The sequence below is a fragment of the Mesorhizobium sp. U510 genome, assembly GCF_059180695.1.
In genome coordinates, this window is the sequence record NZ_CP180532.1 from 2329064 (window position 1) to 2351516 (window position 22453).

Genomic DNA, 22453 nt, shown 5'->3' on the forward strand with positions numbered 1-22453 from the left:
TTGCGGTTACCTTGCGAGCTAACATTTCTCGGTTGAATGCAATACCTTTCCTTTTGAGCCTGTCACTGTACTTGTCGAGAGCGCTGTCGGACTGCGTCAATCCGCCTGCGGTTTCTGCCGATGGGACTGTGCGTGACCCACCAGTTCGCGGCGCGGCCGAACAGCTGAACCAGGTCTCGCACCAGGCCGGCTGCGCCGCCACGTCTTCCCAGTTGACCCTCGTCCCGCGTATTTGCGCCTCCGACGAGCTTCGCGGACGAACTCGCGGTTTCAACCAATGCCTGAGTATGCAGGGCGCATGGCTGTCTCTTGCAACAACGGCAGCATGTCGCAACATTGGGCAGCTCGGCGCCCTAGTCGGTTCTCGCGTTCGATCGACCCAAGCTTCCGCAGCCTGAGATGAACCCGCCAAGCTCCCCATTTTGTCCTTCGGCCAGGCGCTGACACAAGATTCCATCACCGCCCATGCCAAGTCGCGGTTGACGCTGCAAGAGCAACGGACAGCCGGGACGGGCAATCCCGCGCTGGAATGATCCACCGCGATGGTCGAGATGTGCCGGCTGATCGCGCCCGCGCAACCCGCGCATGCGCAAGGTGCCCATGCACCCGGACACGAACAAGCTCTTTGCTTCAGTTGAAACCGAAAAAGCTGAACTTGAACATCACGCAGTAACAAACCTGCCCGATAAGCGCGTGCCGGACAGGGCCAGAACCGGTCCGGACGCTTCGAAAGGTAGGGGATAGGAATGTTTATTGCAGCTTGGCCGCTGGCCATCGCCCTGTTGACATCCATGTCATTCCCAGCCGAGCCCGCGCCACTTTCGCCCCGTGAATTCCACGGCCTGTCGCGCAAATGCGCTCCCTGGGTTGCGCCGTCCACGCTCGCCGCGATTGCCAAAATTGAAAGTGGCTTTGAAACGCTGGTGGCTCATGACAACACCACAGGTGAGCAGCTTCGCTGGATAGACCGCCTGGAAGCGACGCGGGGCATCAAGAACCGCCTCGAAGCACAACATTCTGTCGATGTCGGATTGATGCAGATAAACAGCAAGAACTTTTCCTTCCTCAATCTCACGCCGGAAAAGGCTTTCGAGCCCTGCGCCTCGCTATCGGCCGCCGCCCACTTGCTTGAAAGCCGGTATGCCGGCGGCACGACTGCTCCGGCGCAGCAACTGGCGCTTCGCCGTGCCATCTCGGCCTACAACACGGGCGACGTCACGCGTGGCTTCACCAACGGTTATGTACGCAAGGTCGAGTCGGCCGCAAAGGACATCGCGAGTCATCTCGAGCGAACGCTGGAGCCGACCGCTCCAGATGCGCCACACCTTGAGGCATCCGGTCGGAAAGCCGTGCCGGCTCTGCTCCAACAGAGCCAACAGGCCAATGGAAAGCAGCCCAAACAAAATTCTTGGGACATCTGGGGCTCGTATGAGTCAAACCGCTCCGGGGCCGATCCCTCCGGTCCGACAGGCAGCCAGGCTGCGGAAGAGCGGGAACCCTCGAACCCGAACAAACTCGTATTCGATTGAACCATGGAGATACAATGATGAAGCCATTCAAAATACTTCGTGCGCTTAAAACGCGTGTTCCTTCGCCTTTTTCCATGCTGCGCACGACGGCTGAATATGTACCGGCGGCTGCTGCAGGCGCCGCGTGGACGGTCTTCTCCATCGGGCCAGCCTCGGCTCAGGTGACCGGAGGGACGGATCCCGCCAAGATGGTCCAGAATATCTGCACCTTCATACTTGGCCCCTTCGGACAATCACTGGCCGTGCTCGGACTCGTGGCCATCGGCATCTCTTGGATGTTCGGTCGTGCTTCACTTGGCTTGGTTGCGGGTGTCGTTGGAGGGATCGTCATCATGTTCGGCGCAAGCTTCCTGGGCAAGGCGCTCATAGGCGGTGGCTGATGAGCGACCGGTTGGAAGTGAGCACCCTCTATGTGGCGGCGACACGTCCCGCACTGTTTCTGGGGGTGCCGCTGACGCTGGCCGGATTGCTGATGATGTTGGCTGGTCTCGTCATCATTGTCCTTCAAAACCCACTTTATGAAATCGTGCTCGTGCCACTCTGGTTCGGGGCACGGCTGGTGGTTGAGCGTGACTATAACGCCGCAAGCGTCGCGCTCCTCTATTTGCAGACGGCCGGCAGAAGCGTGGACGGGCCGGTCTGGGGTGGCGCGAGCGTCAGCGTCAATCCGATCAGAGTGCCGAAACGCGGAAGAGGAATGGTGTAATGTTTGGCGCCAGTGGCCGGACCGAGAGATCTGGCGAGATCTATCTTCCGTATGTCGGTCATCTCAGCGATCAGGTTGTCCTGCTGGAAGACGGATCGATCATGGCCATGGCACACGTGAACGGCCTGCCCTTTGATTTGGAAGACGCAGAGATGCGCAATTCGCGCTGCCGCGCGTTCAACACTCTCTTGCGCAACATCGCGGATGACAATGTCACGCTATACGCTCATCTTGTGCGAAACAACGATGTGCCGGAGCCGGCATCGCGCCAGTTTCAAAGTGCATTTGCTGGCAGTCTGAGCGAGGCCTATGAGCGCCATGTGCTGTCGGGCAAGCTCTTCCGCAACGATCACTTCCTCACTATCGTCGTGTCCCCCCGCGCCGCAATCGGTAAGATCGGCTGGCGCATTGCCAAATCCCCCAGACGGAATGACAACGATCTGGCCACACAAATGCGAAGCCTGGAGGACCTCTGGCAGATCATTGCTGGCTCACTCGGCGGTTACGGTCTGCGCCGGTTGGGTATTCGCGAGAAAGGCAACGTGCTCTTCACGGAAATTGGTGAGGCGCTTCGGCTGATAATGACTTGCCGGTTTCTTCCGGTTCCGATGGTTACCGGCTCGCTTGGCGCCTCGATCTACACTGATAGGGTCATCTGCGGGAAGCGGGCGCTTGAGATTCGAAGACCCGGGGATAGCTCCGTGGGATCATTGTTTTCGTTCCGTGAATATCCGGCGACGACGCGGCCAGGCATGCTAAATCCCTTACTGTCCGCCAACTTCCCGCTTGTCCTGAGCCAGAGCTTTTCCTTCCTCACTCGGCCACAAGCTCATGCGAAGCTTAGCCTTAAATCCAGCCAGATGACGAGCGCCGGCGACAAGGCTCTCACCCAGATCAATGAACTTGCCGAGGCAGAGGACGCACTGGCAAGCAACGAGTTCGTCATGGGTTCGCATCATCTGAGCCTGTGCGTCTATGGCGACAGCCTCAATAGCCTTGCCGATCGCGCAGCAAATGCGCGCGCAAGGCTGGCCGACACAGGCGCCGTTATCGTCCAAGAGGGTATCGGCATGGAGGCCGCGTACTGGTCCCAACTCCCGGGGAACAACAGGTGGCGCACGCGCCCCGGGGCGATCACCTCGTACAATTTTGCCGGGCTTGTCTCATTTGAGAACTTCCCCAGCGGTTCCAGCTCCGGCCACTGGGGCAAAGCTGTTGCGCGCTTTCGCACAAACGGTGGAACGTCTTTCGACTACATCCCCCATGAGAATGACGTCGGCATGACGGCGATATTCGGACCCGTCGGCAAAGGCAAGACGACGCTGATGACCTTTATCCTCGCGATGCTTGAGCAAAGCGTGGTCGATCGCAATGGTGCCATCGTCTTTTTCGATAAAGACCGGGGTGGTGAACTGCTGGTGCGAGCCACGGGAGGGACATACCTTGCGTTGCGCAGAGGCGCTCCGAGCGGCTTGGCCCCTCTGCGCGGACTGGACAACACCTCCGCCTCGTTGGATTTTCTGCGCGAATGGCTGATGGCCCTCATCGAGAGTGACGGCCGTGGTCCGATCTCGCCGGAGGAAAGCCGTCGACTGGAACGTGGCATTCTTCGTCAACTTTCGTTCGAACCCGCCATGCGCTCACTTGCGGGCCTGCGCGAATTCCTGCTGCACAGCCCCTCGGAGGGCGCGGGAGCACGGCTGCAGCGGTGGTGTAGAGGGAATGCGCTTGGATGGGCCTTTGACGGCGATGAGGACGAAGTCAGGCTGGATGCCTCCATTACCGGCTTCGACATGACGCAGCTCCTGGAATTTGAGGAGGTCTGTGCGCCGGCCGCCGCATATCTTCTGCACCGCGTGGGCGCTGTTGTCGATGGCCGTCGGTTCGTCATGAGCTGCGACGAATTTCGCTTCTATCTGCTCAACCCGCAGTTCTCGGCTGTTATCGACAAGTTCCTGCTCACCGTCCGCAAGAACAACGGCATGTTGATACTCGCAACGCAGCAGCCTGAACACGTGCTTGAATCGCCCCTTGGAGCCAGTCTCGTTGCACAATGCATGACCAAGATCTTCTACCCATCACCGACGGCCGACCGGGCCGCGTATGTCGATGGCTTGAAGTGCACCACGCAGGAGTTCGAGGCAATCCGCCAGGGAATGGCAATTGGCAGCCGCAAGTTTTTGCTCAAGCGCGAGAGCGGGAGTGTTGTTTGCGAATTCGATCTTGGCCAGATGCGCGAGTATGTAGCCGTACTCTCGGGGCGGGCCAACACCGTGCGCTTTGTCGACCAGCTTCGTGACCAGCACGGAGATGCCCCAAGCGGGTGGCTCGACAAGTTCATGACTCGTTACCACGAAATTCAAGACTGACGGAGGAATATTCATGAGATTTCCCACGCTTGCAGCAACGACGCTTGCCGCTTCCTTTCTGCTTAGCGGACAGGCCCGGGCGCAATTTGTCGTCATCGACCCGGCGGTAGTAACACAAGCGGGCTTAACAGCGGTTTCCACTGCGCAGATCCTGATAAAGTCAGCCCAGACGGTCGCTACGACGATGGAAATGGTGGAGATACTAAGGTCGTCATTCGGTGTCACGGGGCTGCTAAGTTCACTGAACCAAGGAAATCACTACCCGTCGGGCAATCAGCTTGAGAGGCAGATGTTTGAGGGTCAGGCGCCAACTTCGATTAAAGCGCGTGCAATTGCGGACAACCCAAACCGGAAAGTCGACGGCACGGATTCAGAAGCGAAACTGTTACAGGGACAAATCGCTGGTGCCATCAATGCCGCAGCTCTTGCGGCCGACACTCTGGGCGTAATGGACAAGCGCCTTAAGGCCAACGACAACACGCTTGGTCAGCTTTCCCGCTCGGGAAATATTGTGCAGGCCACCGTCACCAACGGTCTGGTCCTCAAGCAGATTCATGATGCGATTATCCAAAATGTCCAGGCCACGAGTCTGCTGACGATGGCCACTGCACAAGCGAGCCTTCACGCCGCAGAGGAGGCCGCGATGCAGCGTCGCGAACGCCAGGACACCGCCAGAATGTTTGAGTAGCGACGCTTAGTTCATCCGGCTCATCTGCGCTGATCAGGGGCAAATAAGGTTCACGCAATGGTTTTCAGAATTCCTGCGCCATTCACGGCCATACACGCGATCTTTCATGGGGCCTTTACGGTGGGGCTGCACAAAGTGATTGGAAACGTCCAAGAGGCGGTCAGTGCGCCTCTGGTTGCGTGCGTCACGCTCTGGATCATAATCCAAGGCTTTCTGGTCATGCGCGGTCAAGTCGACGCGCGCGGAGGTATCTCGCGCGTAGTCACGGTATCGATTGTCGTCGCCCTCATCTTAGGGCAGGCCAACTATCAGCTGTACATTGAATCGGTCTTCGACGACACGATTCCAAAGCTTGCCCACCAGATCAGCGGAAGCACCTTGCCCTTCATCGGTATCCCCCAGAAGCTCGACGTAATGTTCGCTGCAAGTCAGAGTGCCTTTCAGCGGATTGCTTCCGAAATTGGGCCAATGAATCAGCAGGACATACTTGCCTTCCAGGGAGCGCAATGGATTTTGTACGGCTCGCTCTGGACAGCGTTCGAGATCTATGATGCCGTTGGAATTCTGACGAAGGTGCTCCTGGCGATCGGCCCCCTCGTTCTTGTAGGCTATCTTTTTGATCACACTCGAGACATGGCTACCAGATGGATCGGCCAACTGCTCTCATACGGGCTGCTGCTTGTCCTCCTCAACATCGTTGCAACGATAGTTATCGCGGCCGAATCAGTCGCGCTGGGAGTCATGCTTGCGGTGATCAAATACAAGGGTACGACAGCAGCCAAGATCATCGGGCTTTACGAGCTCGATATGCTTTTCCTAGCTGGTGACGCCCTGATCGTCGCGCTTCCGACGATCGCCAGCAGCATAGCCGGCGGTTCTTGGGCAGGTGCGAACCAATCTCTTAGCAGCCTCAATCGCCGCATTGCCAAAACGGCAGGTGGTTAATCAATCGACAAGCGCGGTACCTCAACATGAAATACTATCTACTTTTGTCAATACTGGCTTTGGCGGCCTGCAAGACAACCGATAAGCTTGCCACCTGCACGGGTTCGCCATTCCAACTGAACGTGGGACAATGGGAAACCTCCCCTGAAGATCTTGAAGTCGAATGTGCGAAAGAGCCCAAGTGAAATTTCCTGAACATGCCCTTCTGGTGGAGAGAGAAACGCTAGCCGCCCACTATAAGAAGGTGGAAGCGTTTCAAACTTCACGAGCGAAGTCTGCGCGGCGCCTGTCAAAGGCCCTCATAGCCTTTGCGGCAGCGGCGGTCCTAGGAAATGTTGCGCAGGCATTTACCATCGCTGCCATGGTCCCGTTGGCCAAGCTCGTACCTGTGTTCCTCTGGGTACGCCCGGATGGAACAGTTGACAGCGAAGTGTCAGTCTCTCGACTGCCGGCAACCCAAGAGCGAGCCGTCATAAATGCTTCGCTGTGGGAATATGTACGCCTGCGCGAGAGCTACACAGCCGATTCCGCCCAATACGGCTATGACCTCGTATCCAGTTTCAGCGCACCGGCTGTGCGGCAGCAATATCAAGAGTTCTTCAATTATCCGAATCCCACCTCGCCGCAAGTCACAGTCGGCAAGCTCGGCAAGCTCGAAGTCGGGCATATTTCCTCAAACGACATCAGTCCGGACGTTCAACAGATCCGATACAAACGCACCCTTTCCATCGATGGGCAGATGCCGTTGGTGACCACCTGGACAGCAACCATCCGCTACGAGCGCCTGACAGATCTGCCTGCCCAATCAAGGCTCACCAATCCGGGAGGTCTACTCGTCACTTCCTATCAAACCTCGGAAGATAGCGTGTCGAACCTGGGTGACGTGCAGCCATGACAAAAAGAGCGTTTCTCGCACTGGCCTGTTCACTACTCTTAACGCTGGAGGCTTCCGCGGAAGACACCCCGCTTGCCGGCAAGCATGATGCGCGGATGCGCTACTTGGCTTACCGTCCCGACGAAGTGGTGCGCCTGTCGACCGCGGTGGGGGCAACGCTGGTCGTCACATTCGCGGCCAACGAGACCGTTGCAGCCGTGGCCGTTTCCAATAGCAAAGACCTGGCTGCGCTCCCACGCGCCAACTACCTGTTCTTCAAGGCCAGCCGGATCCTGCCGCCGCAGCCGGTCGTCGTTCTGGCCGACAGTGAGTCCGGCACCCGCAGATATGTCTTCAGCATTTCAACGAGAGCGATGCCAAAATTAGATGAGCAGCAACCTGACTTATACTACAGTGTGCAGTTCACCTATCCCGGTGATGAGGCCGCTGCTTTGAGACAGGCAGCAGAAAAGCGCTCGATTCTTGGTCAGGCCCGGGCAAAGGTGCAGCAGGAACAGAGGGTTCAGGATTTGTTGAATTGGCCCGGTACAACTGCCAGTTCCGACGAAAGCAATTTTCACTACGTCGCAAAGGGCGATCGATCGCTGGCGCCGCTGCAGGTTTTCGACAATGGCTTTACCACCGTATTTGGCTTCGCAAGCAATTCCCGTATACCCTCCCTCTACATTATCAATCCCGACGGCAAGGAAGCCGCTGCCAACTTCACAGTCAAAGGCGACTTTGTTGAAGTAGCCGCAGTCGCCCGGGAATGGCGTCTGAGAGATGGCAATACGGTATTGTCGATTTTCAACAGGGCATATGATCCTGTTGGACGAGCGCCGGGCACCGGTACAGTGAGACCCGACGTGTGGCGCGTTTTGAAAGGCTCGGGCCGATGAATGAAACCGGCCCACAGTCGGGACACGATGTAAATGCATCCGCATCGTTGGTCTCGGAGCCGGCCCGCCGGCATGTTTCGGGACCACAGAAATTGGCCGTCGCCGGTCTTGTTCTCATCTCATCTCTGTCGCTCATCTGGCTCGGAAGTCGTCCCAGCACACAAGACGAACCCTCTCAGCCAAACCCGCCAATTTCCCCGAACGCCGAGCCGTTCCGCCCCGTGCCTATTGAGCTTGCTCCCGAACCTCCAGCACCTGCGAAGGCGGCGCAGGCGGCAGATCCTGCGCCATCCACGCCGCAACCCGCGGCAGCTGAACCGCCGCCCGAGGAATCACCAATTTTCGCCTACAGCAGCGGCAGTCAAAAGCCCGACGTGGCTAAGCGGAGCGAAGACGACCACAAGGATGCTCCCGCGACCGCGGATGAGATCTCGAACGGTGGCGATCTGTCAGGCCGATTGAAGCCAGATATACAGGAGCCGAGCCGGGCCACACTTTTGCCGCACCCTGATCTCGTGATTACTCAGGGAACGATCATTCCTTGCCTTTTGCAAACGGCGGTCGACACAAATTTACCCGGCTATGTGAAGTGCGTCTTACCTAAAGACGTCCGCGGAGCCACCAACAATGTCGTGCTCTTGGATCGTGGGACGACCGTGATTGGCGAGATCCAGCACGGTCTCGAACAGGGGGATGCGCGTGTCTTCGTGCTGTGGACGCGCATCGAAACACCTGACCATGCCCTCGTTTCGATAGCATCGCCGGGCGCTGACGAGCTCGGCCGCTCCGGAGTGCCTGGCACGGTGGATAATCACTTCCGGGAACGCTTTGGCGGAGCAATGCTGATGAGCGTCCTTCAAGGCGCGTTCCAGGCGGCCGGTCAATACGCGGCGAGCTCTGGCGGAGGAAGCGGCATCAACAGCTTCCAGAGCAATGGCGGACAAGCCGTCGAGACGACACTGAGAGCGACGGTCAACATTCCGCCAACCCTGAAGAAAAACCAGGGAGATGCTGTATCCATCTTTGTGGCTCGCGACCTCGATTTCTCGGATGTATACGGTCTCACGGCAACTGTCGTGGCGCCAGCCCCCCAACATCGCCAACGCCGGAGAGACAACAATGCGATCGGAGGCTGACCCTCAATTGCGTTTGCTTCTCGACCCCGTTCTGAAATGGCTTGAGGAGCCGAGGACCGAAGAGGTCGCTATCAACCGGCCTGGGGAAGCGTTTGTGCGACAAGCCGGCGTCTTCACGAAACATCCGCTACCGCTAGGTTATAACGATCTGGAGGACATCGCGATTCTCGCTGGAGCGCTGCGCAAGCAAGATGTCGGACCGCAAAGCCCCCTCTGTGCGACTGAGCTGCCGAACGGAGAGCGGCTGCAGATCTGTTTGCCGCCCGCCGTTCCCTCAGGAACAGTAAGCCTGACGATACGGCGTCCTTCAAGTCGTGTGACCGAACTGAAGGAAGTTTCTTCTCGCTACGAATACTCACGTTGGAATCAATGGCGGTCACGAAAACAGCGCCAAGAGCGGCAGGACGAAACTATTCTTCAGCAATACGACGATGGTGACTTGGAGAAGTTTTTGCAAGCGTGTGTTTCGGGACGGCTCACGATGCTGCTTTGCGGACCTACTGGAAGCGGCAAAACGACAATGAGCAAGACTTTGATCAACGCTATACCCCCGCAAGAGAGACTGATAAGTATCGAGGACACGCTGGAGCTTGTAATCCCGCACGAGAACCATGTCCGGTTACTCTATCCAAAGGACCGAGCCGGCGTAGGTGCGGTGACAGCCGAGCAACTGCTGCAAGCGAGCTTGCGCATGCGCCCTGATCGAATATTGCTCGGCGAGATGCGCGATGATGCTGCATGGGCCTACCTTAGCGAAGTCGTCTCCGGCCATGCGGGATCAATATCAACGATCCATGGGGCTGATCCGGTCCAGGGCTTCAAAAAGCTCTTTTCCCTCGTCAAGAGCAGCCCGCAAGGAGCCGCTGTGGAAGATCGAACGCTTCTTGACATGCTGTCGGCTGCCGTTGACGTCATTGTGCCGTTCCACACCCAAGGTGACCTGTACGAGGTGGGAGAGGTATGGCTTGCCGCCGATGCCCGGCGACGGGGAGAGACAGTAACCGACCTCCTTAACAAGCACTAAGGCTAGAACAACGTCTCTGCATCGATAAGTCCATTGTGACGCGACGCGTCGTTTTGTTCTGCTTCGATGTCTTTTGCCAGGCCTTCTCACATTACTTGCATAGAATGAGCGCGTCGGCGGCATCACGCCATCATCATTATACGAATCGCATGCTCTATTGTCCTGGACGAGACCGGTCTCGCTAGCCGAAGGACGAAGGCCTGATTGTCAGATGTGACCGGCATGGGGTCGATGTCACCGATGACCATGAAAGGCACCGCCATGATGGTGGGGCATACGGACTCGGCCCGTCCTCGCTCGAGGAAAGGCGTCTTCGCCAAAATCAGCAGGTCAGCTGCCTTCCCGCTCTCGATCCAGCCGCAAAGACTTTCGAAGGTCGCGAAGCCGATCGGCTCATAACCCAGCGCGGCGATATTGTCCTTGTGAATCTCCAACTCTGCTGGATCGGGCTCCACGACTGCAATGATTCCGCCGTTGGCCGGTGATCCGTTGTATGGGCCGAAAGTGACGTCAGCGCTGACTGGCTCCTCCTCGGAGGCTGGCAAGTAAATATCAAAGCGCGTACCTCGGCCAACAACCGAGCTGACGTCTAGGCATCCTGCGAGCGCGCACACCTGCCTGTCCACTGCAGCAAGACCCAGCCCGGTCCCGCCGACGCGAGAGCGTGTGGTAAAAAAAGGCTCAAAGACATGCGGAAGTACCGAACCTGCGATTCCTGGGCCATCGTCGCTGATGGAGAGCACAACGTAATCTCCAGGTCTCAAGGTGCCCTGAGCCAACCGCTTTGTTTCGCAGATGCGGGTCCGTGAAACGCCAACCTCGACACGGCCGTCGTTCAAGACAGCCTCCGATGCGTTCTTGCACAGATTCATAAGGATCTGCTGTATCTCGGTTGGGCTGCCCTCGACAACCGTTTGCCACTCGTTGATTTTGAAATGCAACTGAACATCTGCACGAACTGTAATGCGCAGCAGTGGCGCAAGGTCCATTACAATTTCGGAGATATTGAAAGGCACTGCCACGCGCTTGCGTTTTTGGCTGAGTGCCAAAATCTGGTCAACGATCAGCTTGGCTCGGTGTCCAGCTAAGAGGATTTGGTTGATGGAGTTTTGAATTCTCGAGGGCCGACGCACAAGACCTAGTGCGATCTCTGAAAATCCAATTATTGATCCTAAAATATTATTGAATTCATGTGTAGCGCCGCTTGCGATTGTGCCGACAGTCCTCAGCCTTTCCACATGCTCCCATCGATTCACCAGAAGGTCGCGTTCCGCATTTATACGCTGCATTTCAAGATGGTTGCTTAGACGCGCAATAGCACTGGCAAGAACCCGGAGGTCGTCGGCTGAAGGGAGTGAGCGATCTCCTTCAAAGACGAGGATGCAAACGGCAACCTGCTGACCGGAGGCGCTGCAACCAACAATTTGACAAACACCGGAAGAGCCTCTGGCGGTCCGAACCATTTCCGCCGCCGGGATGACGCGAAACAATGGCCGTCCGGCGCGGACAAGTGAAACGAGTTCATCAATAAGCGCGACGTTCCAGACGCGCATGCAGGTGTTCGCCACAAAGTACTCGGTATGCCTGATGAGACTCGGATCCACCAGAGTAAGCGCGCATTGGTCCGCATCGAAAACGCGTTGAATGAGTCTAAGGGCTGCTTCGGTGGAACAGCGCGCCGAGGCATTCTTTGCTATACTATCGTTGAAGCGAGCTTCGATCGCGCTCAATTCCTCTTCAAGCTCCAACCTTTTTTCTAACCGGTTGGTCCGCAGATGCTGCCTGAACGCCCTAATGATCGCTGCCAAGCAAAGGCATATGGACACAGAGCCAAAGAAAAGCCACGTACGCTGCGCCTGTGCGCCGGCCAAACTGTAGCCTTTCAGATGCTCTCGCTCCAGTTCGGCAGCCTTGGAGAACGTGTCGAGGGATGCGATCTGATCGGCAGCTTGCTCCAACCTCCATAAAGAAGACAGGACAGGGCGGAACCTGGCCACGACATCCGCGACAGCTCGGGCCTGGCCCGGAGTAAATCTTTCGAGAAGCTCCATCTGTGAGGCGAGGGTAAGCCCCGGTTCGACTGAAAACACGATCAGTTCGGAGAGTTCAAGCTTGCCGCCCTCAAGGCGGTCAATTGAACGAGCAAGATCTGCGAGAGAGCTTTGCATACGCTGATTATGCTTGACCAAGGCTGAGATGGCAGCCTGCGTGTTTTCGATCGAGTTTACGAGCTGCGCGAGCAATCTGGATTGCCCGGAGGCCTCATCGGGCGAAATCTCGAAATCGCGCTGCAAGTCTTCAAGATTCCTTTGCAATGCCTGTCCGGTAGAAGCAACCGAGTGGTCCACTTCCATGTCGGTCCGAGCACGGGCGACGTCGCGCTGGAGCAATGCATCGTTGATCTGAATCGTTCGCAGCTCGCTTATGACCGCGTCGTTGATCTTGGGGGCCTGCCTCTGCGTCCCGACCAAGAGCGCAATCGAGGCGGCTAAGGCGAGGACAAATGCTTTGTCGCCACTGAGCCATGTTTCCCAAGGGAACGGCGTTCGACCCGCAGCGCATGGGTTGCGAAAGTCTGACCTGAATTCTAGCTCCGCATCGGTTCGGTATGCGGCCGGATGCTGCTGGAACAGGAAAGCCATGTGTACCTCTCCCCTCATAAAGACGGCTTAGACACCGTCGCACTTTGCCCCCTTGGCCCCGCTGACCCTCCGTTGAATTTCGCGGCGATTAGACTTCGACCGTTCTGTTCCGAACTCTGGCCACTCGCGAGCTCGACGCGAACGTGGAAACTGAAGGCACGGCGTTACGGCACGTGAGAACGATAACTGGGCTATCGTGAATGCTGATTTGATAGTTGTTGAGAAGGGAAGGCACCAATGCCAGGCTGACACCGCGTGACGGATTCAATCGAGATTTGCCTGTTTTCGCGCGGCGAGTCGAACCACGCCGATGTTGAAGGTACCGTTGAGTCTCGTCATAATGACGGCAGGAACCGAATACTCGTGAGCCTTCGTTGCGTCAGTCCGCTCAAGCCATCACGCACGCGGCAGAGCTAACTTCCGGCATGAGTTTCATAGCTGGGCCAACAAATTGCGCCCTATGCCTGACCAGAGTAAGCAGGACGTACGTACGATCGGCATGATCCCCGAGAGCGTTCGCACTTCATCTCTTATCCGGCGAAGGATAGCCCATTGAGCAGCTCACCATCGGTTATGAGATCGAGGCGACACACAAGGCGGGCAACCGGTCGCAGTATTCGGAACTGTCTTCCGAGAGATCATGGAGGGACAGACAAGCCGCACGCTGCGGCAGCCTGGGGATGACACCGGTCGGCCAGCCATTATGCCGCTACCCGGTTGCGATCTCTGTGCATTGTATCTCCTGCGTGCAGCCCCTGCATTAAGCCAGCGTCGACGACCAGAGCCCATGTTCCACCAAACAAGGGTTAGCTTTCAAGAAGCTGATTGAACAAATTGATTGTTTGGATCGCACGCATCCGAACAATGGATGCAGCTAAATGCAGCGGCGGTTTTCGTTAGATGCGAGCGAGCGTCTCTTGGCAAGAACCACCGCGGGGCGCGGGCGAGGTGAGGGGCTGCACGCCAAGCGCGTCGGGACGGTCATCGAGGATCTGCGTGCGGGTTTGCAGCAGAAGATGTGCGCCGATCCTGCTCCACTGCATCTGCCATTTGTTGGCGACCCGCTTGGAACGGCGTTGACGGTGGCCTTGACGAGGGCCGAAGAGATGCGATCTCCGGACCGCTAACGCTCGCCGTAATTAATCAGGCTGGCACTGTTGGAGGCGATGTAGGCCTGGTGAGCTCGCCGATGGCGGTCAGGAACTTGCGCATGTTCGGCTAGCCTGTTTCGAGACCTTCCGCGTCGAATTGCAGGTCGGCGATTTCGTGACGGGCCCGATAGACGTCAACATGCCAGAGATGCCATTTGATCCTGCGCAGAGTTTCGAGCAGGTCCTGTCCGGTCTGCTCGTCCTGGTTTTCGAGCCCTTGCACGAACTGCCGAAGGACCCTGATGCGCACGGTGATATGGAACCAGTCGGCGATTCTTCCCCACCGTCGGTGATGAAGGTGATATCCTGATTGGCTTGGACGGGCTGCTTCTTGAGATGGTCGAGAATGCGCCGTTACGGCTCGCGATCATAGCCATAGACGAAACCGATGTAGCGCGGAGCACCCTCTTCAGGCAGCGAGCGGCCTACGATCAGCTCGAAATTCTACTTCCGGTCGTTTGGTCGCGGATGAAAGTTCGATGCGGCTGCAGAACGCGTTTGCGATGGCCGCCCATCTTCCCGGCGCTACCGGAGCACGATAACGTTGCGACCATTTCACCACCGAAGAGACCGCAAAGCCAAAGCGCGACCAACCCGATCCAATTCTGCGCCGCCCAACTTCCATCTCGAACGGTGCGCGGAACGCCCGCGCGCCGGGTGCCTAACTAGCAGTGGCACTGGGCATGCCCTGTGCTCGGCTATTCGAGCTTCTCCAATGCCTGCCTAATGTCATCTCCGGCGTCCTCCGGCAACGGCAAAATAGGGCGCGGTGGCTGGACGTGCGCCAGACCGAGGTAGTCGGCGATGACGAACATAACGCGGAAGCTGCCGTAGTGTTTGAACAAGGTCCAGAGCGGCCCGAAAGCGCGGTTCAACCGAGTGGACTCCACCGCGTCGCCGGACTGCGCTGCACGCGTCAGCGCAAGCGCTGGGACCGGCAGCAGACCTGCCGCAACGCTGTACCAGGTGTCACATCCGGCAAGCAGGGCATCCGCCGCGCCCCAATCGCCGCTGTATCCGATTGTGAACGTGTCAGGCGTCATCGACCGCAAACGTGCCAGTTCCCCCGCGTAATCGTCATTCGCCGCCAGAGGCATTTTCACCGCGACGATGTTGGACACCTCTGACAGCCGGGCGATCAATGCGTCGCTGAATGTGAAGCGCGTGGTGCTTGGATTGTTATATATGCACAAAGGCAATTCCCCCGCCTCGGCCACGGCGACGAAGTGCTGGAAGACTTCGTCCTCGTTCAGGGGAACGTAGGACATCGGTGCCAGGAGCAGGCCGTCAGCGCCAGCGGATTTGGCATCGCGCGCCAGAGCCTGAGCTTCATCGGTACGCAATGCACCCACACCCACGACAAGAGGCGTTTTGCCGCCGATGCATTCCACGGCAGCCTGAACGGCACGCTTGCGTTCTTCCCTGGTGAGGTAAGCATAACCGCCCGTGCTCCCCAGAAGGCCGATGGAGTCCGCTCCGGCGCGTTGAATACGCTCGAGAAAACGAGCCAGACCCTCGGTGTCGACATGCCCTTCCGCATCGGTTGGCGTAAGGGGGAACGCCGACAGGCCGCGAAACAAAGTCATCATCCATTCCTTTCGAAACTACATACGGGAAAGCAGCATACGCAGCCCGGCGAACGCGAAGAACATCGCCAACAGACTTTCGATCCAGCGGCGGCAGCGGCGATATAGAGCCACCATAGGCGGTGTGGAGAAGACAATGGCGTAGCCGCAGAATATCGTGACACTTAGGATGGCGCAGCCACCCAATATCGCCGCGATGCTTTGCCACGATGAATTCGGACCGATCCCCAGCGTGACGAGCGCGATCCATGCCAGCACGGATTTTGGGTTCGCCAAATGCATCAAGAGGCCCTTCCTATAGAGCTCACCCCGCGAAAGAGCGACTTGGTCGGTCGATGCGCGCACCGCCAGCTTCTCGTTCGACGTAAGCGCCGACCGTCCCGCCCTGAAGGCGAGGAATAGCAGGTAAAGCCCCCCGAAAACCTGCAGAACGAGCAGTGCCTGGGCGTACCTGGCCAACAGGGCGGAGATGCCGGTGGAGGCCATAAAACCCCAAAAGATCGAGCCGCTGACGACGCCGGAGGCAAGCATGAGCGCAGCACCTCTGCCGCGCGCCATCGCAACCCCCATAATGCGCATGTTGCTCGGGCCGGGGCTCCCCGCGGCAATGACATATGCAGCAAAGACGATGAGCAACTGATGGAGATCGACATTCATTCTCTCAGCCCTTGATAATCTCGATCGGATCGATCGCGCCGGATGCCCCGGGCGGCCATGGATCCACTCGCTCGACCGGAAACCTCATCCGGCGATGGCAATTTCTTGGCTCGCGATTTTGCAGCCAGGCATCAAGGCATTCAGCCCTCCGACCATGGCATCCGTCGCCTCTGCCAATGCATCGTCCGGCATGGTCTCCAACGCCTCCAGTACGAACCACATCCGGCCTGTTAGGGTCTTCATGCGGGTTCGAGTGCCCTGTCGCCAGTTCCAGCGTCGGCAGGTGACGCCGATGTCGTCGCGCCAGATGACCTCACCGGGCAAGGGAGGATCGTTGACCGCCTCTCCATTCATCATGGTGTCGAACGTCTCACTCCCGTCAGCGATCGTCAGGTGGGGTCTTCCGACATAGGCGTCAAAATTCTCTCCACCCACCGGGACTGCGTATTTCAGGCTGATGGCGTTGTAGAGATCGACGATCGGGTTGATCGTCGAAAGAGTGCCGTCTTTCAGAACCCGCTTTCTGAGGGCCTGGGCTGAGCACGGCGTACGGTTAGGCTTCGCGCCAAAGACGACGTAGGCGTCGGACCAACTCGCCAGATGAGCTTCTGCCCAAGCCGGGCCATCCGCCAACGCGCAATCGCAGGCTTCACCAAGCAATCGGGGATCGAAACGTCCTTCTCCAGCTGAAGTGGCATCGACGTAGACGCTTACGGCTCTAAATCCCGATGCAATATTCTTAATTCGACCGTCGATGATGGGACCCTCAAACATCCAGGCAACTCCATCAGTTCGAGCGCAAGCAATCCATGACCGGCGCGACCAGTCACGATCGCTTCCCTGACTGCAAGCCAATATTGCAGTTCACTGGTCCAAACTAAACTGCCACTTTTGGAGATTTTAATTGGTCCAGTATAAGGAGGGTTCTCGCAGCACGGGAGCGACGCGTCGAATTTATCAATCCCTGATGGAGCAGATCCAGGCCGGAGTGTACGGGTGTCGGTGACGCCACCCAGTTCTCCGCAAGCAAGCGGCCCACAAGTTCCCCATGATCCGGTCATGCTGTCGTGAACCCTAGGGCATTATGGTCGATGCCAGCGCCACCAGGGTGGCGTCGTACTGTTCGAAACCCCCCGATTGTTACCGCGGTTTTGCTTGACGCGCGCGATGACCTTAGCTGAGGCCTAGGATGAAGCGCCGATTGGAGGGACGGATCGACCGCGCGTTAGATGCGTAAAGCGTCGTAAACCGCTTGATGTCTGCGGTGTCGACCTCGACCGGTTCCATTGCAACCATCCACTCCACGTTTTCGGTGCAGGGCGGAGTCGTTAATGATCCCTCATAGGTCCAGTAGCCGAGCGAGGCCGGCAAAAGCCCGTTGGGATCGAACTCGTCAACTGCCATCTCCTCGCCGGGCCGGGCCGGAAAGACCTTGGCGAGACCGGCAAAGCTGTTATTTGTCGCGCCAGGCGTAAGAAGGGCGCTCAGCACACCCAGAGTATCGCTCTTTGTGTCTTTATGGACAAAATGCGCTTCCATCGGGAAGCTCATGCCCGCCACGTGATGCTCGCTCGGCGCGTGGAAATGCAACTGTGCCAGTTGGTAGACGCGATCCCCGCGGGTCAAGGTGCTGCCTTCCGGCATGTTGATTTGAATGGTGTGGCCGTTGTTCACCATCCTGCCGCCGCCCTTGAGCCAACTGATGTCGATGCGCGGTATATCCGCCTTTACCGTGCCGGCGATGTCGATGGGTGACTGCTGCCTGCCCGCCGAACAGGCGAAATTTCTCGTGTCCAGATCGGCCCAATGCTCCGGCCCGACCGAGCCGCCATATCCCCAATGGGCGCTGGCCGCACGCGCGGTCTGGGCGCAGATCGGGCACACGCCCAGCGCGATGAATGCTCTAATCAGGTTACGACGATGCATATTGCCTCGCTCCTTGATGCGAACCTTATGTCCTTGCTTCCAATTGGTGCAGTCAAGGCACAGCCGCAAGGACGGGCGTAGGTTGAGCCGCGCCACCAGCGTACACGCCAGCCAGTCCTCGTCGAACTGGTAAACTGGAAGAAGCGTCGCCGCCGGCGATCGTTGGAGGCTACGCTCGCCGGTCCGTGGAAATGGCTGGCGACGTGGCTCAGATTCACCGTGCTGCCGCTGATCAGGCCAACAACCAGCACAGCCGGCGTCGCCGGTCCGGCTGTTACTCGGCGGTATGTGGCGCGTAACGTTGAAGCGGGAGTGTCGGGCAGGCAGTGCATTGCAAAGGATCCCTCTTTGGCGAGACGAATTCCTCCATTCCAACTGATTCCCGACCTCTCGGCCACCCACTGTGTAGCCTGCCCGCCACGCTCTCCAAGACCATAAAAGGCATGGATAAAATTCGCGAATACGCCTTGGAAAGCAGGTCTCAAAGGCCAAGGGGACCTTCCATCTGGAAAATGCCAAGCAAAGCTCGCGTTCGGACGATCCATGCGGTTGCCAGGCTGGCTGCCTCCGGTCAGGCGAGATCCGGATCCTTCCGCGAGGATAGCTGTAAACGTCCACAGGCTGCATCGCTGTGCGCTTTGCCCTTCGATGGCGGGAACACAACCCGCACGGAGGCGACGAATGATTCAGCTGATCACACCTGGCCTCTACAGCGAATTCGCAGGCGAGCTCAAAGAGATGCACGGGCTCAGATATCGGGTTTTCAAGGAGAGGCTCGATTGGGAAGTTCAGACCGGAGGCGAAATGGAAACAGACACCTTTGACGACTTGAAGCCTGTCTATCTGCTGCTCAAGGGATCCGATTGGCGAATTCGTGGCTGCGTGCGCCTCTTGCCAACCACTGGGCCGACCATGTTGCGCGACACATTCCCGGCGCTGCTGGGTGAGGCTGTGGCGCCCGCGAGTCCTGACATATGGGAAAGCAGCCGTTTCGCGCTCGATTTGCCCCCATCAACGCCCAAGGCGGCAGGCGGCCTTGCCCAAGCAACCTACGAGCTCTTCGCCGGCATGATCGAATTCGGCTTGGCCAACAATCTCACCCGGATCGTGACGGTGACCGATACGCGTATGGAACGGATCCTTCGCCTCGCAACGTGGCCATTGTCGCGCATCGGAAAGCCGCAGCCCGTCGGCAAAACGGAGGCGGTGGCCGGGTTTCTCGAGATCTCTCACGCCAGCCTGTTGCGCATCCGCTGGAGGGGACGTCTGAATGGGCCGGTACTGTGGCAACCGATTCTCGGCATGCCGCACGGCCCATGCGGATAGCCAAGACGTGGTGCGTGGCCCCAGGGATCGGAAGAGGGTTTGCTTCTCGTCGCCGAAAGGAGTCATTGCGTCCGGCCTGGAGAAGCAAACCGAGGAATGATGCATGAAGCAGCGTCCGCACAATTGAACGGCGAGATCAAAGAGTGCGGGGCTACCCATTCGCACTCGGCCCAAGTATTCCCCGTCTCCTGCGGCCGGCTTGCATGCTATTAACGCAGGTGAGGGCGCCGGCCATGATATGCGCACCCGTTGAAGGCGGAAGCGTACGCCCCGGTTCACATCACCCGCATTGGACTGGGTTCAGTTCATCCATGGCGTGGATGATGGCTATCCCAACAATCAATTTTACCGAACCTACTGGATTCCATTAGAAGACTCTAACTGAGCGCATGCCGGGCGGCGTCCCTCGTCTGCGTCGGCTAAGGCTGCCGGGAAGAATTCGGAGAAGAACATGTGCGGAATTGTTGGCATCGTTGGGCAACAGCCGGTGTCGGAACGCCTGGTCGACGCATTGAAGCGTCTGGAATACCGCGGCTATGATTCGGCCGGCATTGCGACGATCACCGAGGGCACCTTGCACCGCCGGCGCGCGGAGGGCAAGCTCGTCAATCTCGAGAGGAGACTCAAGGAAGAGCCGCTGGGTGGTACCATCGGCATCGCCCACACCCGCTGGGCAACCCATGGGCCACCGACGGAACGCAATGCACACCCGCACTTCACGGATGGTGTGGCCGTCGTCCATAACGGCATCATCGAGAATTTCGCCGAACTGAAGGACGAATTGGCGGCGACGGGAGCCGAGTTCCAGACCGACACCGACACTGAGGTCCTTGCGCATCTCTTGGCAAGGCACCGCCGGGAGGGCATGAGGCGTGGTGAGGCGGTGCATGCCATGCTGAAAAGCGTCAGGGGTGCCTACGCGCTTGCCATCCTCTTTGAGGATGATCCGTCGACCATCATTGCGGCGCGCAATGGACCACCGCTGGCGATCGGTCACGGCGACGGCGAGATGTTCCTGGGCTCCGACGCGATCGCGCTTGCTCCATTCACGAATGAAATCACCTATCTCATCGACGGTGACTGGGCCGTTGTCGGCAGGACGGGCGCTGATATCTTTGATTACGACGGCCACCCCGTCGCGCGTCCGCGCCAGACCTCCGTGGCCGTGGCCACTCTGGCCAACAAGGGCAGCCATCGCCACTTCATGGAGAAGGAAATCCTCGAGCAGCCCGAGGTCATCGCCGATGCGCTCGGTCATTATATCAATTTCATCGAAAATGGTGCCGATGCGGTTTTTGGCATCGACTTCGCCAAGATCCCGAGCTTGGCGATCTCTGCCTGCGGCACCGCATATCTCGCCGGGCTGATCGGAAAATACTGGTTCGAGCGCTATGCGCGCCTGCCGGTCGAAATAGATGTTGCATCCGAATTCCGCTATCGCGAGATTCCGTTGTCGCCGCAGTCTGCGGCTCTGTTCATTTCACAGTCGGGCGAAACCGCCGATACGCTGGCATCGCTGAGGTACTGCAAGCAGCTTGGGCTGAAAATTGGCGCTGTCGTCAATGCGCGCGAATCGACCATCGCTCGGGAGGCCGATGTGGTCTTCCCGATCCTTGCCGGCCCAGAGATCGGCGTCGCCTCCACCAAGGCCTTCACCTGCCAGCTAGCCGCTCTTGCCGCACTCGCCATCCACGCAGCCAAGGCCCGCGGAACCGTGACCGAAGATGAGGTGCAGGCGCTCGTCGAGAGCCTCGCCGAAATGCCGGGCCTCATGAGGCAGGTACTGGACAGCATCCAGCCGGAGATTGAGCTTCTGTCGCGCGAACTGTCAAAGTGTCATCATGTCCTTTATCTCGGCCGTGGCACAAATTTCCCACTGGCGATGGAGGGTGCGCTGAAGCTCAAGGAGATTTCCTACATCCACGCCGAAGGCTATGCGGCGGGTGAATTGAAGCACGGTCCTATCGCATTGATAGACGAGAACATGCCAGTGATCGTCATCGCGCCACATGATCGCTTTTTCGACAAGACCCTCTCCAACATGCAGGAAGTGGCCGCCCGCGGAGGGCGCATTATCCTCATCACCGATGGAAAAGGGGCAGCCGCATCGAAACTCGATACGATGCACACGATCGTGCTGCCGGCCACCGACGAGATTATCGCGCCGATGATCTTCTCGCTGCCGATACAGCTTCTTGCGTACCACACGGCGCTCTTCATGGGCACAGATCTCGACCAGCCACGCAACCTGGCAAAATCAGTCACCGTCGAATGATGTGACGCCTTCATTAGTCGCAACGCTCGCCCATTCGGAAAAACTCCAAGCACTTCAACCGGGGCTCAAGCGCGCCGCTACCGCCTTGCCGTTATTTGCTGGAGCATGCCGTTTAGCGACGATTGGTTATCCCTTTGGCCTCCCCTCACGCTGCTTGGCTGTGCCTACGGGCAAACCCGGTCGAGAAAAGCATCGAATACGCAGCAATAGCGCTAACCACAAAGCGATCCTCCTGCCGCATGCGGATAAAACCCTTCGCTGTCCACTTCCCGTGTAACCTCGTTCTGGATCTAACGCTCACCGATAGGCCCGGCCAGTCGCAAGAGGACCGGGCGATGATCGACACTTCCAGGAACCGCTCGATGGTTCGGTCGAGCGCGAGGATCATGAAATCGTGGTCGCACGGCACGAGATTGGGCGAGATAAAGACATGGTCGATCAGCGACTTGAAGGGCGCCTTGACGCAGGTGATTTGCTTGTCCGAAGCATCCTGCGCGGCGAGCGCGGTCAGGCCGGCGGCGGTCAGCGCGGTCTCCGGAAGCCAAGGTTGCATTGAGTCGCCGCCGATTCAGTCGTTATCGAAGCTGGGATACTGGGCGAGTTCGGCGATTGCTTCGGCGATCACGCGCCCACCCATCTGCCGGCGGCCTCCACCGTGTCGCCGGACTGCGCCGCACGCGTCAGCGCAAGCGCCGGGACCGCCAGCAAACCTGCCGCAAC

The 22453-nt window shown here is 58.4% G+C and carries 19 protein-coding genes and 2 pseudogenes; 13 read left to right on the plus strand and 8 right to left on the minus strand.

Features of this window, described 5'->3' with window-relative positions:
• Window positions 1–746 precede the first annotated feature (746 nt).
• The 11 genes from ACLGL5_RS13080 to virB11 are packed head-to-tail and all read left to right on the plus strand — an operon-like array spanning window position 747 to window position 10170.
• Entirely contained in the window at window positions 747–1529 is a 783-nt protein-coding gene (locus ACLGL5_RS13080) for a type IV secretion system lytic transglycosylase VirB1 (RefSeq protein ID WP_006329137.1), read from the plus strand.
• A 14-nt stretch (window positions 1530–1543) separates the two neighbouring features.
• On the plus strand, window positions 1544–1909 hold the full coding sequence (gene virB2, locus ACLGL5_RS13085) for a pilin major subunit VirB2 (protein WP_032925931.1): 366 nt from the start codon (window positions 1544–1546) through the stop codon (window positions 1907–1909).
• Window positions 1909–2235 carry a type IV secretion system protein VirB3 gene (locus ACLGL5_RS13090; protein WP_006329140.1) on the plus strand — a complete coding sequence of 109 codons (327 nt, stop codon included), beginning with the start codon at window positions 1909–1911 and terminating at the stop codon, window positions 2233–2235. Before virB2 ends, ACLGL5_RS13090 begins: the two co-directional genes overlap by 1 nt.
• Window positions 2235–4604, plus strand: a complete 2370-nt coding sequence (virB4, locus tag ACLGL5_RS13095; protein ID WP_069091237.1) for a type IV secretion/conjugal transfer ATPase VirB4 — start codon at window positions 2235–2237, stop codon at window positions 4602–4604. Before ACLGL5_RS13090 ends, virB4 begins: the two co-directional genes overlap by 1 nt.
• Window positions 4605–4617: 13 nt before the next feature.
• Window positions 4618–5292 carry a TrbJ/VirB5 family protein gene (locus tag ACLGL5_RS13100; protein WP_006329143.1) on the plus strand — a complete coding sequence of 225 codons (675 nt, stop codon included), beginning with the start codon at window positions 4618–4620 and terminating at the stop codon, window positions 5290–5292.
• Between the two features lie 57 nt (window positions 5293–5349).
• Window positions 5350–6237: a type IV secretion system protein gene (locus tag ACLGL5_RS13105; protein ID WP_027056320.1), complete on the plus strand. Its 888-nt coding sequence runs from the start codon at window positions 5350–5352 to the stop codon at window positions 6235–6237.
• Window positions 6238–6263: 26 nt separating this feature from the next.
• The gene (locus tag ACLGL5_RS13110) at window positions 6264–6422 is read left to right on the plus strand and encodes a type IV secretion system lipoprotein VirB7 (RefSeq protein ID WP_081609673.1); all 159 of its coding nucleotides are present in this window, start codon (window positions 6264–6266) and stop codon (window positions 6420–6422) included.
• Window positions 6419–7132 carry a type IV secretion system protein VirB8 gene (locus ACLGL5_RS13115; RefSeq protein WP_006329145.1) on the plus strand — a complete coding sequence of 238 codons (714 nt, stop codon included), beginning with the start codon at window positions 6419–6421 and terminating at the stop codon, window positions 7130–7132. The genes ACLGL5_RS13110 and ACLGL5_RS13115 overlap by 4 nt, the downstream gene beginning before the upstream one ends.
• Window positions 7129–8010 (plus strand): TrbG/VirB9 family P-type conjugative transfer protein, encoded by an 882-nt coding sequence (locus ACLGL5_RS13120; protein ID WP_494372919.1) that lies wholly within the window; start codon window positions 7129–7131, stop codon window positions 8008–8010. Before ACLGL5_RS13115 ends, ACLGL5_RS13120 begins: the two co-directional genes overlap by 4 nt.
• Entirely contained in the window at window positions 8007–9146 is a 1140-nt protein-coding gene (gene virB10, locus ACLGL5_RS13125; protein WP_069091239.1) for a type IV secretion system protein VirB10, read from the plus strand. Before ACLGL5_RS13120 ends, virB10 begins: the two co-directional genes overlap by 4 nt.
• Window positions 9130–10170: a P-type DNA transfer ATPase VirB11 gene (gene virB11 / locus ACLGL5_RS13130; protein ID WP_069091240.1), complete on the plus strand. Its 1041-nt coding sequence runs from the start codon at window positions 9130–9132 to the stop codon at window positions 10168–10170. Before virB10 ends, virB11 begins: the two co-directional genes overlap by 17 nt.
• 122 nt (window positions 10171–10292) lie before the next feature.
• Here the strand turns inward: virB11 and ACLGL5_RS13135 are convergent, their stop codons facing one another.
• From ACLGL5_RS13135 to ACLGL5_RS13165, 7 genes and pseudogenes are all read right to left on the minus strand, one after another.
• On the minus strand, window positions 10293–12812 hold the full coding sequence (locus ACLGL5_RS13135) for an ATP-binding protein (RefSeq protein WP_069093302.1): 2520 nt from the start codon (window positions 12810–12812) through the stop codon (window positions 10293–10295).
• A 983-nt stretch (window positions 12813–13795) separates the two neighbouring features.
• Window positions 13796–14407, minus strand: a pseudogene (locus ACLGL5_RS13140) (ISKra4 family transposase); the annotation flags it as partial.
• A gap of 14 nt (window positions 14408–14421) precedes the next feature.
• Window positions 14422–14549 (minus strand): annotated as a pseudogene (locus ACLGL5_RS13145) (IS630 family transposase); the annotation flags it as partial.
• Window positions 14550–14661: 112 nt separating this feature from the next.
• Complete coding sequence (locus ACLGL5_RS13150; protein WP_069093303.1) at window positions 14662–15549, minus strand: dihydrodipicolinate synthase family protein; 888 nt, start codon at window positions 15547–15549, stop codon at window positions 14662–14664.
• 18 nt (window positions 15550–15567) lie between these two features.
• Window positions 15568–16206, minus strand: a complete 639-nt coding sequence (locus ACLGL5_RS13155) for a LysE family translocator (RefSeq protein ID WP_010914002.1) — start codon at window positions 16204–16206, stop codon at window positions 15568–15570.
• Between the two features lie 84 nt (window positions 16207–16290).
• Complete coding sequence (locus tag ACLGL5_RS13160) at window positions 16291–16980, minus strand: B3/B4 domain-containing protein (protein WP_069091242.1); 690 nt, start codon at window positions 16978–16980, stop codon at window positions 16291–16293.
• 399 nt (window positions 16981–17379) lie between these two features.
• Window positions 17380–18132, minus strand: coding sequence for a carbonic anhydrase (locus tag ACLGL5_RS13165; protein WP_069091243.1), 753 nt, complete (start codon window positions 18130–18132; stop codon window positions 17380–17382).
• 681 nt (window positions 18133–18813) lie between these two features.
• On the opposite strand from ACLGL5_RS13165, the gene ACLGL5_RS13170 reads away from it, so the two are divergent.
• Entirely contained in the window at window positions 18814–19458 is a 645-nt protein-coding gene (locus ACLGL5_RS13170) for an acyl-homoserine-lactone synthase (protein WP_069091244.1), read from the plus strand.
• Window positions 19459–19909: 451 nt separating this feature from the next.
• Window positions 19910–21733 carry a glutamine--fructose-6-phosphate transaminase (isomerizing) gene (glmS, locus tag ACLGL5_RS13175; protein ID WP_069091245.1) on the plus strand — a complete coding sequence of 608 codons (1824 nt, stop codon included), beginning with the start codon at window positions 19910–19912 and terminating at the stop codon, window positions 21731–21733.
• 145 nt (window positions 21734–21878) lie between these two features.
• Here the strand turns inward: glmS and ACLGL5_RS13180 are convergent, their stop codons facing one another.
• Window positions 21879–22286, minus strand: coding sequence for a hypothetical protein (locus tag ACLGL5_RS13180; RefSeq protein ID WP_069091246.1), 408 nt, complete (start codon window positions 22284–22286; stop codon window positions 21879–21881).
• Window positions 22287–22453: the final 167 nt, after the last annotated feature.

Coding starts and splice junctions, on each gene's coding strand:
- glmS (WP_069091245.1), top strand. CDS start 19,910: ATGTGCGGAATTGTTGGCATCGTTGGGCAACAGCCGGTGTCGGAACGC.
- ACLGL5_RS13180 (WP_069091246.1), bottom strand. CDS start 22,286: ATGCAACCTTGGCTTCCGGAGACCGCGCTGACCGCCGCCGGCCTGACC.
- ACLGL5_RS13105 (WP_027056320.1), top strand. CDS start 5,350: ATGGTTTTCAGAATTCCTGCGCCATTCACGGCCATACACGCGATCTTT.
- ACLGL5_RS13090 (WP_006329140.1), top strand. CDS start 1,909: ATGAGCGACCGGTTGGAAGTGAGCACCCTCTATGTGGCGGCGACACGT.
- ACLGL5_RS13170 (WP_069091244.1), top strand. CDS start 18,814: ATGATTCAGCTGATCACACCTGGCCTCTACAGCGAATTCGCAGGCGAG.
- virB4 (WP_069091237.1), top strand. CDS start 2,235: ATGTTTGGCGCCAGTGGCCGGACCGAGAGATCTGGCGAGATCTATCTT.
- ACLGL5_RS13155 (WP_010914002.1), bottom strand. CDS start 16,206: ATGAATGTCGATCTCCATCAGTTGCTCATCGTCTTTGCTGCATATGTC.
- ACLGL5_RS13150 (WP_069093303.1), bottom strand. CDS start 15,549: ATGACTTTGTTTCGCGGCCTGTCGGCGTTCCCCCTTACGCCAACCGAT.
- virB2 (WP_032925931.1), top strand. CDS start 1,544: ATGATGAAGCCATTCAAAATACTTCGTGCGCTTAAAACGCGTGTTCCT.
- virB11 (WP_069091240.1), top strand. CDS start 9,130: ATGCGATCGGAGGCTGACCCTCAATTGCGTTTGCTTCTCGACCCCGTT.
- ACLGL5_RS13135 (WP_069093302.1), bottom strand. CDS start 12,812: ATGGCTTTCCTGTTCCAGCAGCATCCGGCCGCATACCGAACCGATGCG.
- virB10 (WP_069091239.1), top strand. CDS start 8,007: ATGAATGAAACCGGCCCACAGTCGGGACACGATGTAAATGCATCCGCA.
- ACLGL5_RS13120 (WP_494372919.1), top strand. CDS start 7,129: ATGACAAAAAGAGCGTTTCTCGCACTGGCCTGTTCACTACTCTTAACG.
- ACLGL5_RS13110 (WP_081609673.1), top strand. CDS start 6,264: ATGAAATACTATCTACTTTTGTCAATACTGGCTTTGGCGGCCTGCAAG.
- ACLGL5_RS13160 (WP_069091242.1), bottom strand. CDS start 16,980: ATGTTTGAGGGTCCCATCATCGACGGTCGAATTAAGAATATTGCATCG.
- ACLGL5_RS13100 (WP_006329143.1), top strand. CDS start 4,618: ATGAGATTTCCCACGCTTGCAGCAACGACGCTTGCCGCTTCCTTTCTG.
- ACLGL5_RS13080 (WP_006329137.1), top strand. CDS start 747: ATGTTTATTGCAGCTTGGCCGCTGGCCATCGCCCTGTTGACATCCATG.
- ACLGL5_RS13165 (WP_069091243.1), bottom strand. CDS start 18,132: ATGCATCGTCGTAACCTGATTAGAGCATTCATCGCGCTGGGCGTGTGC.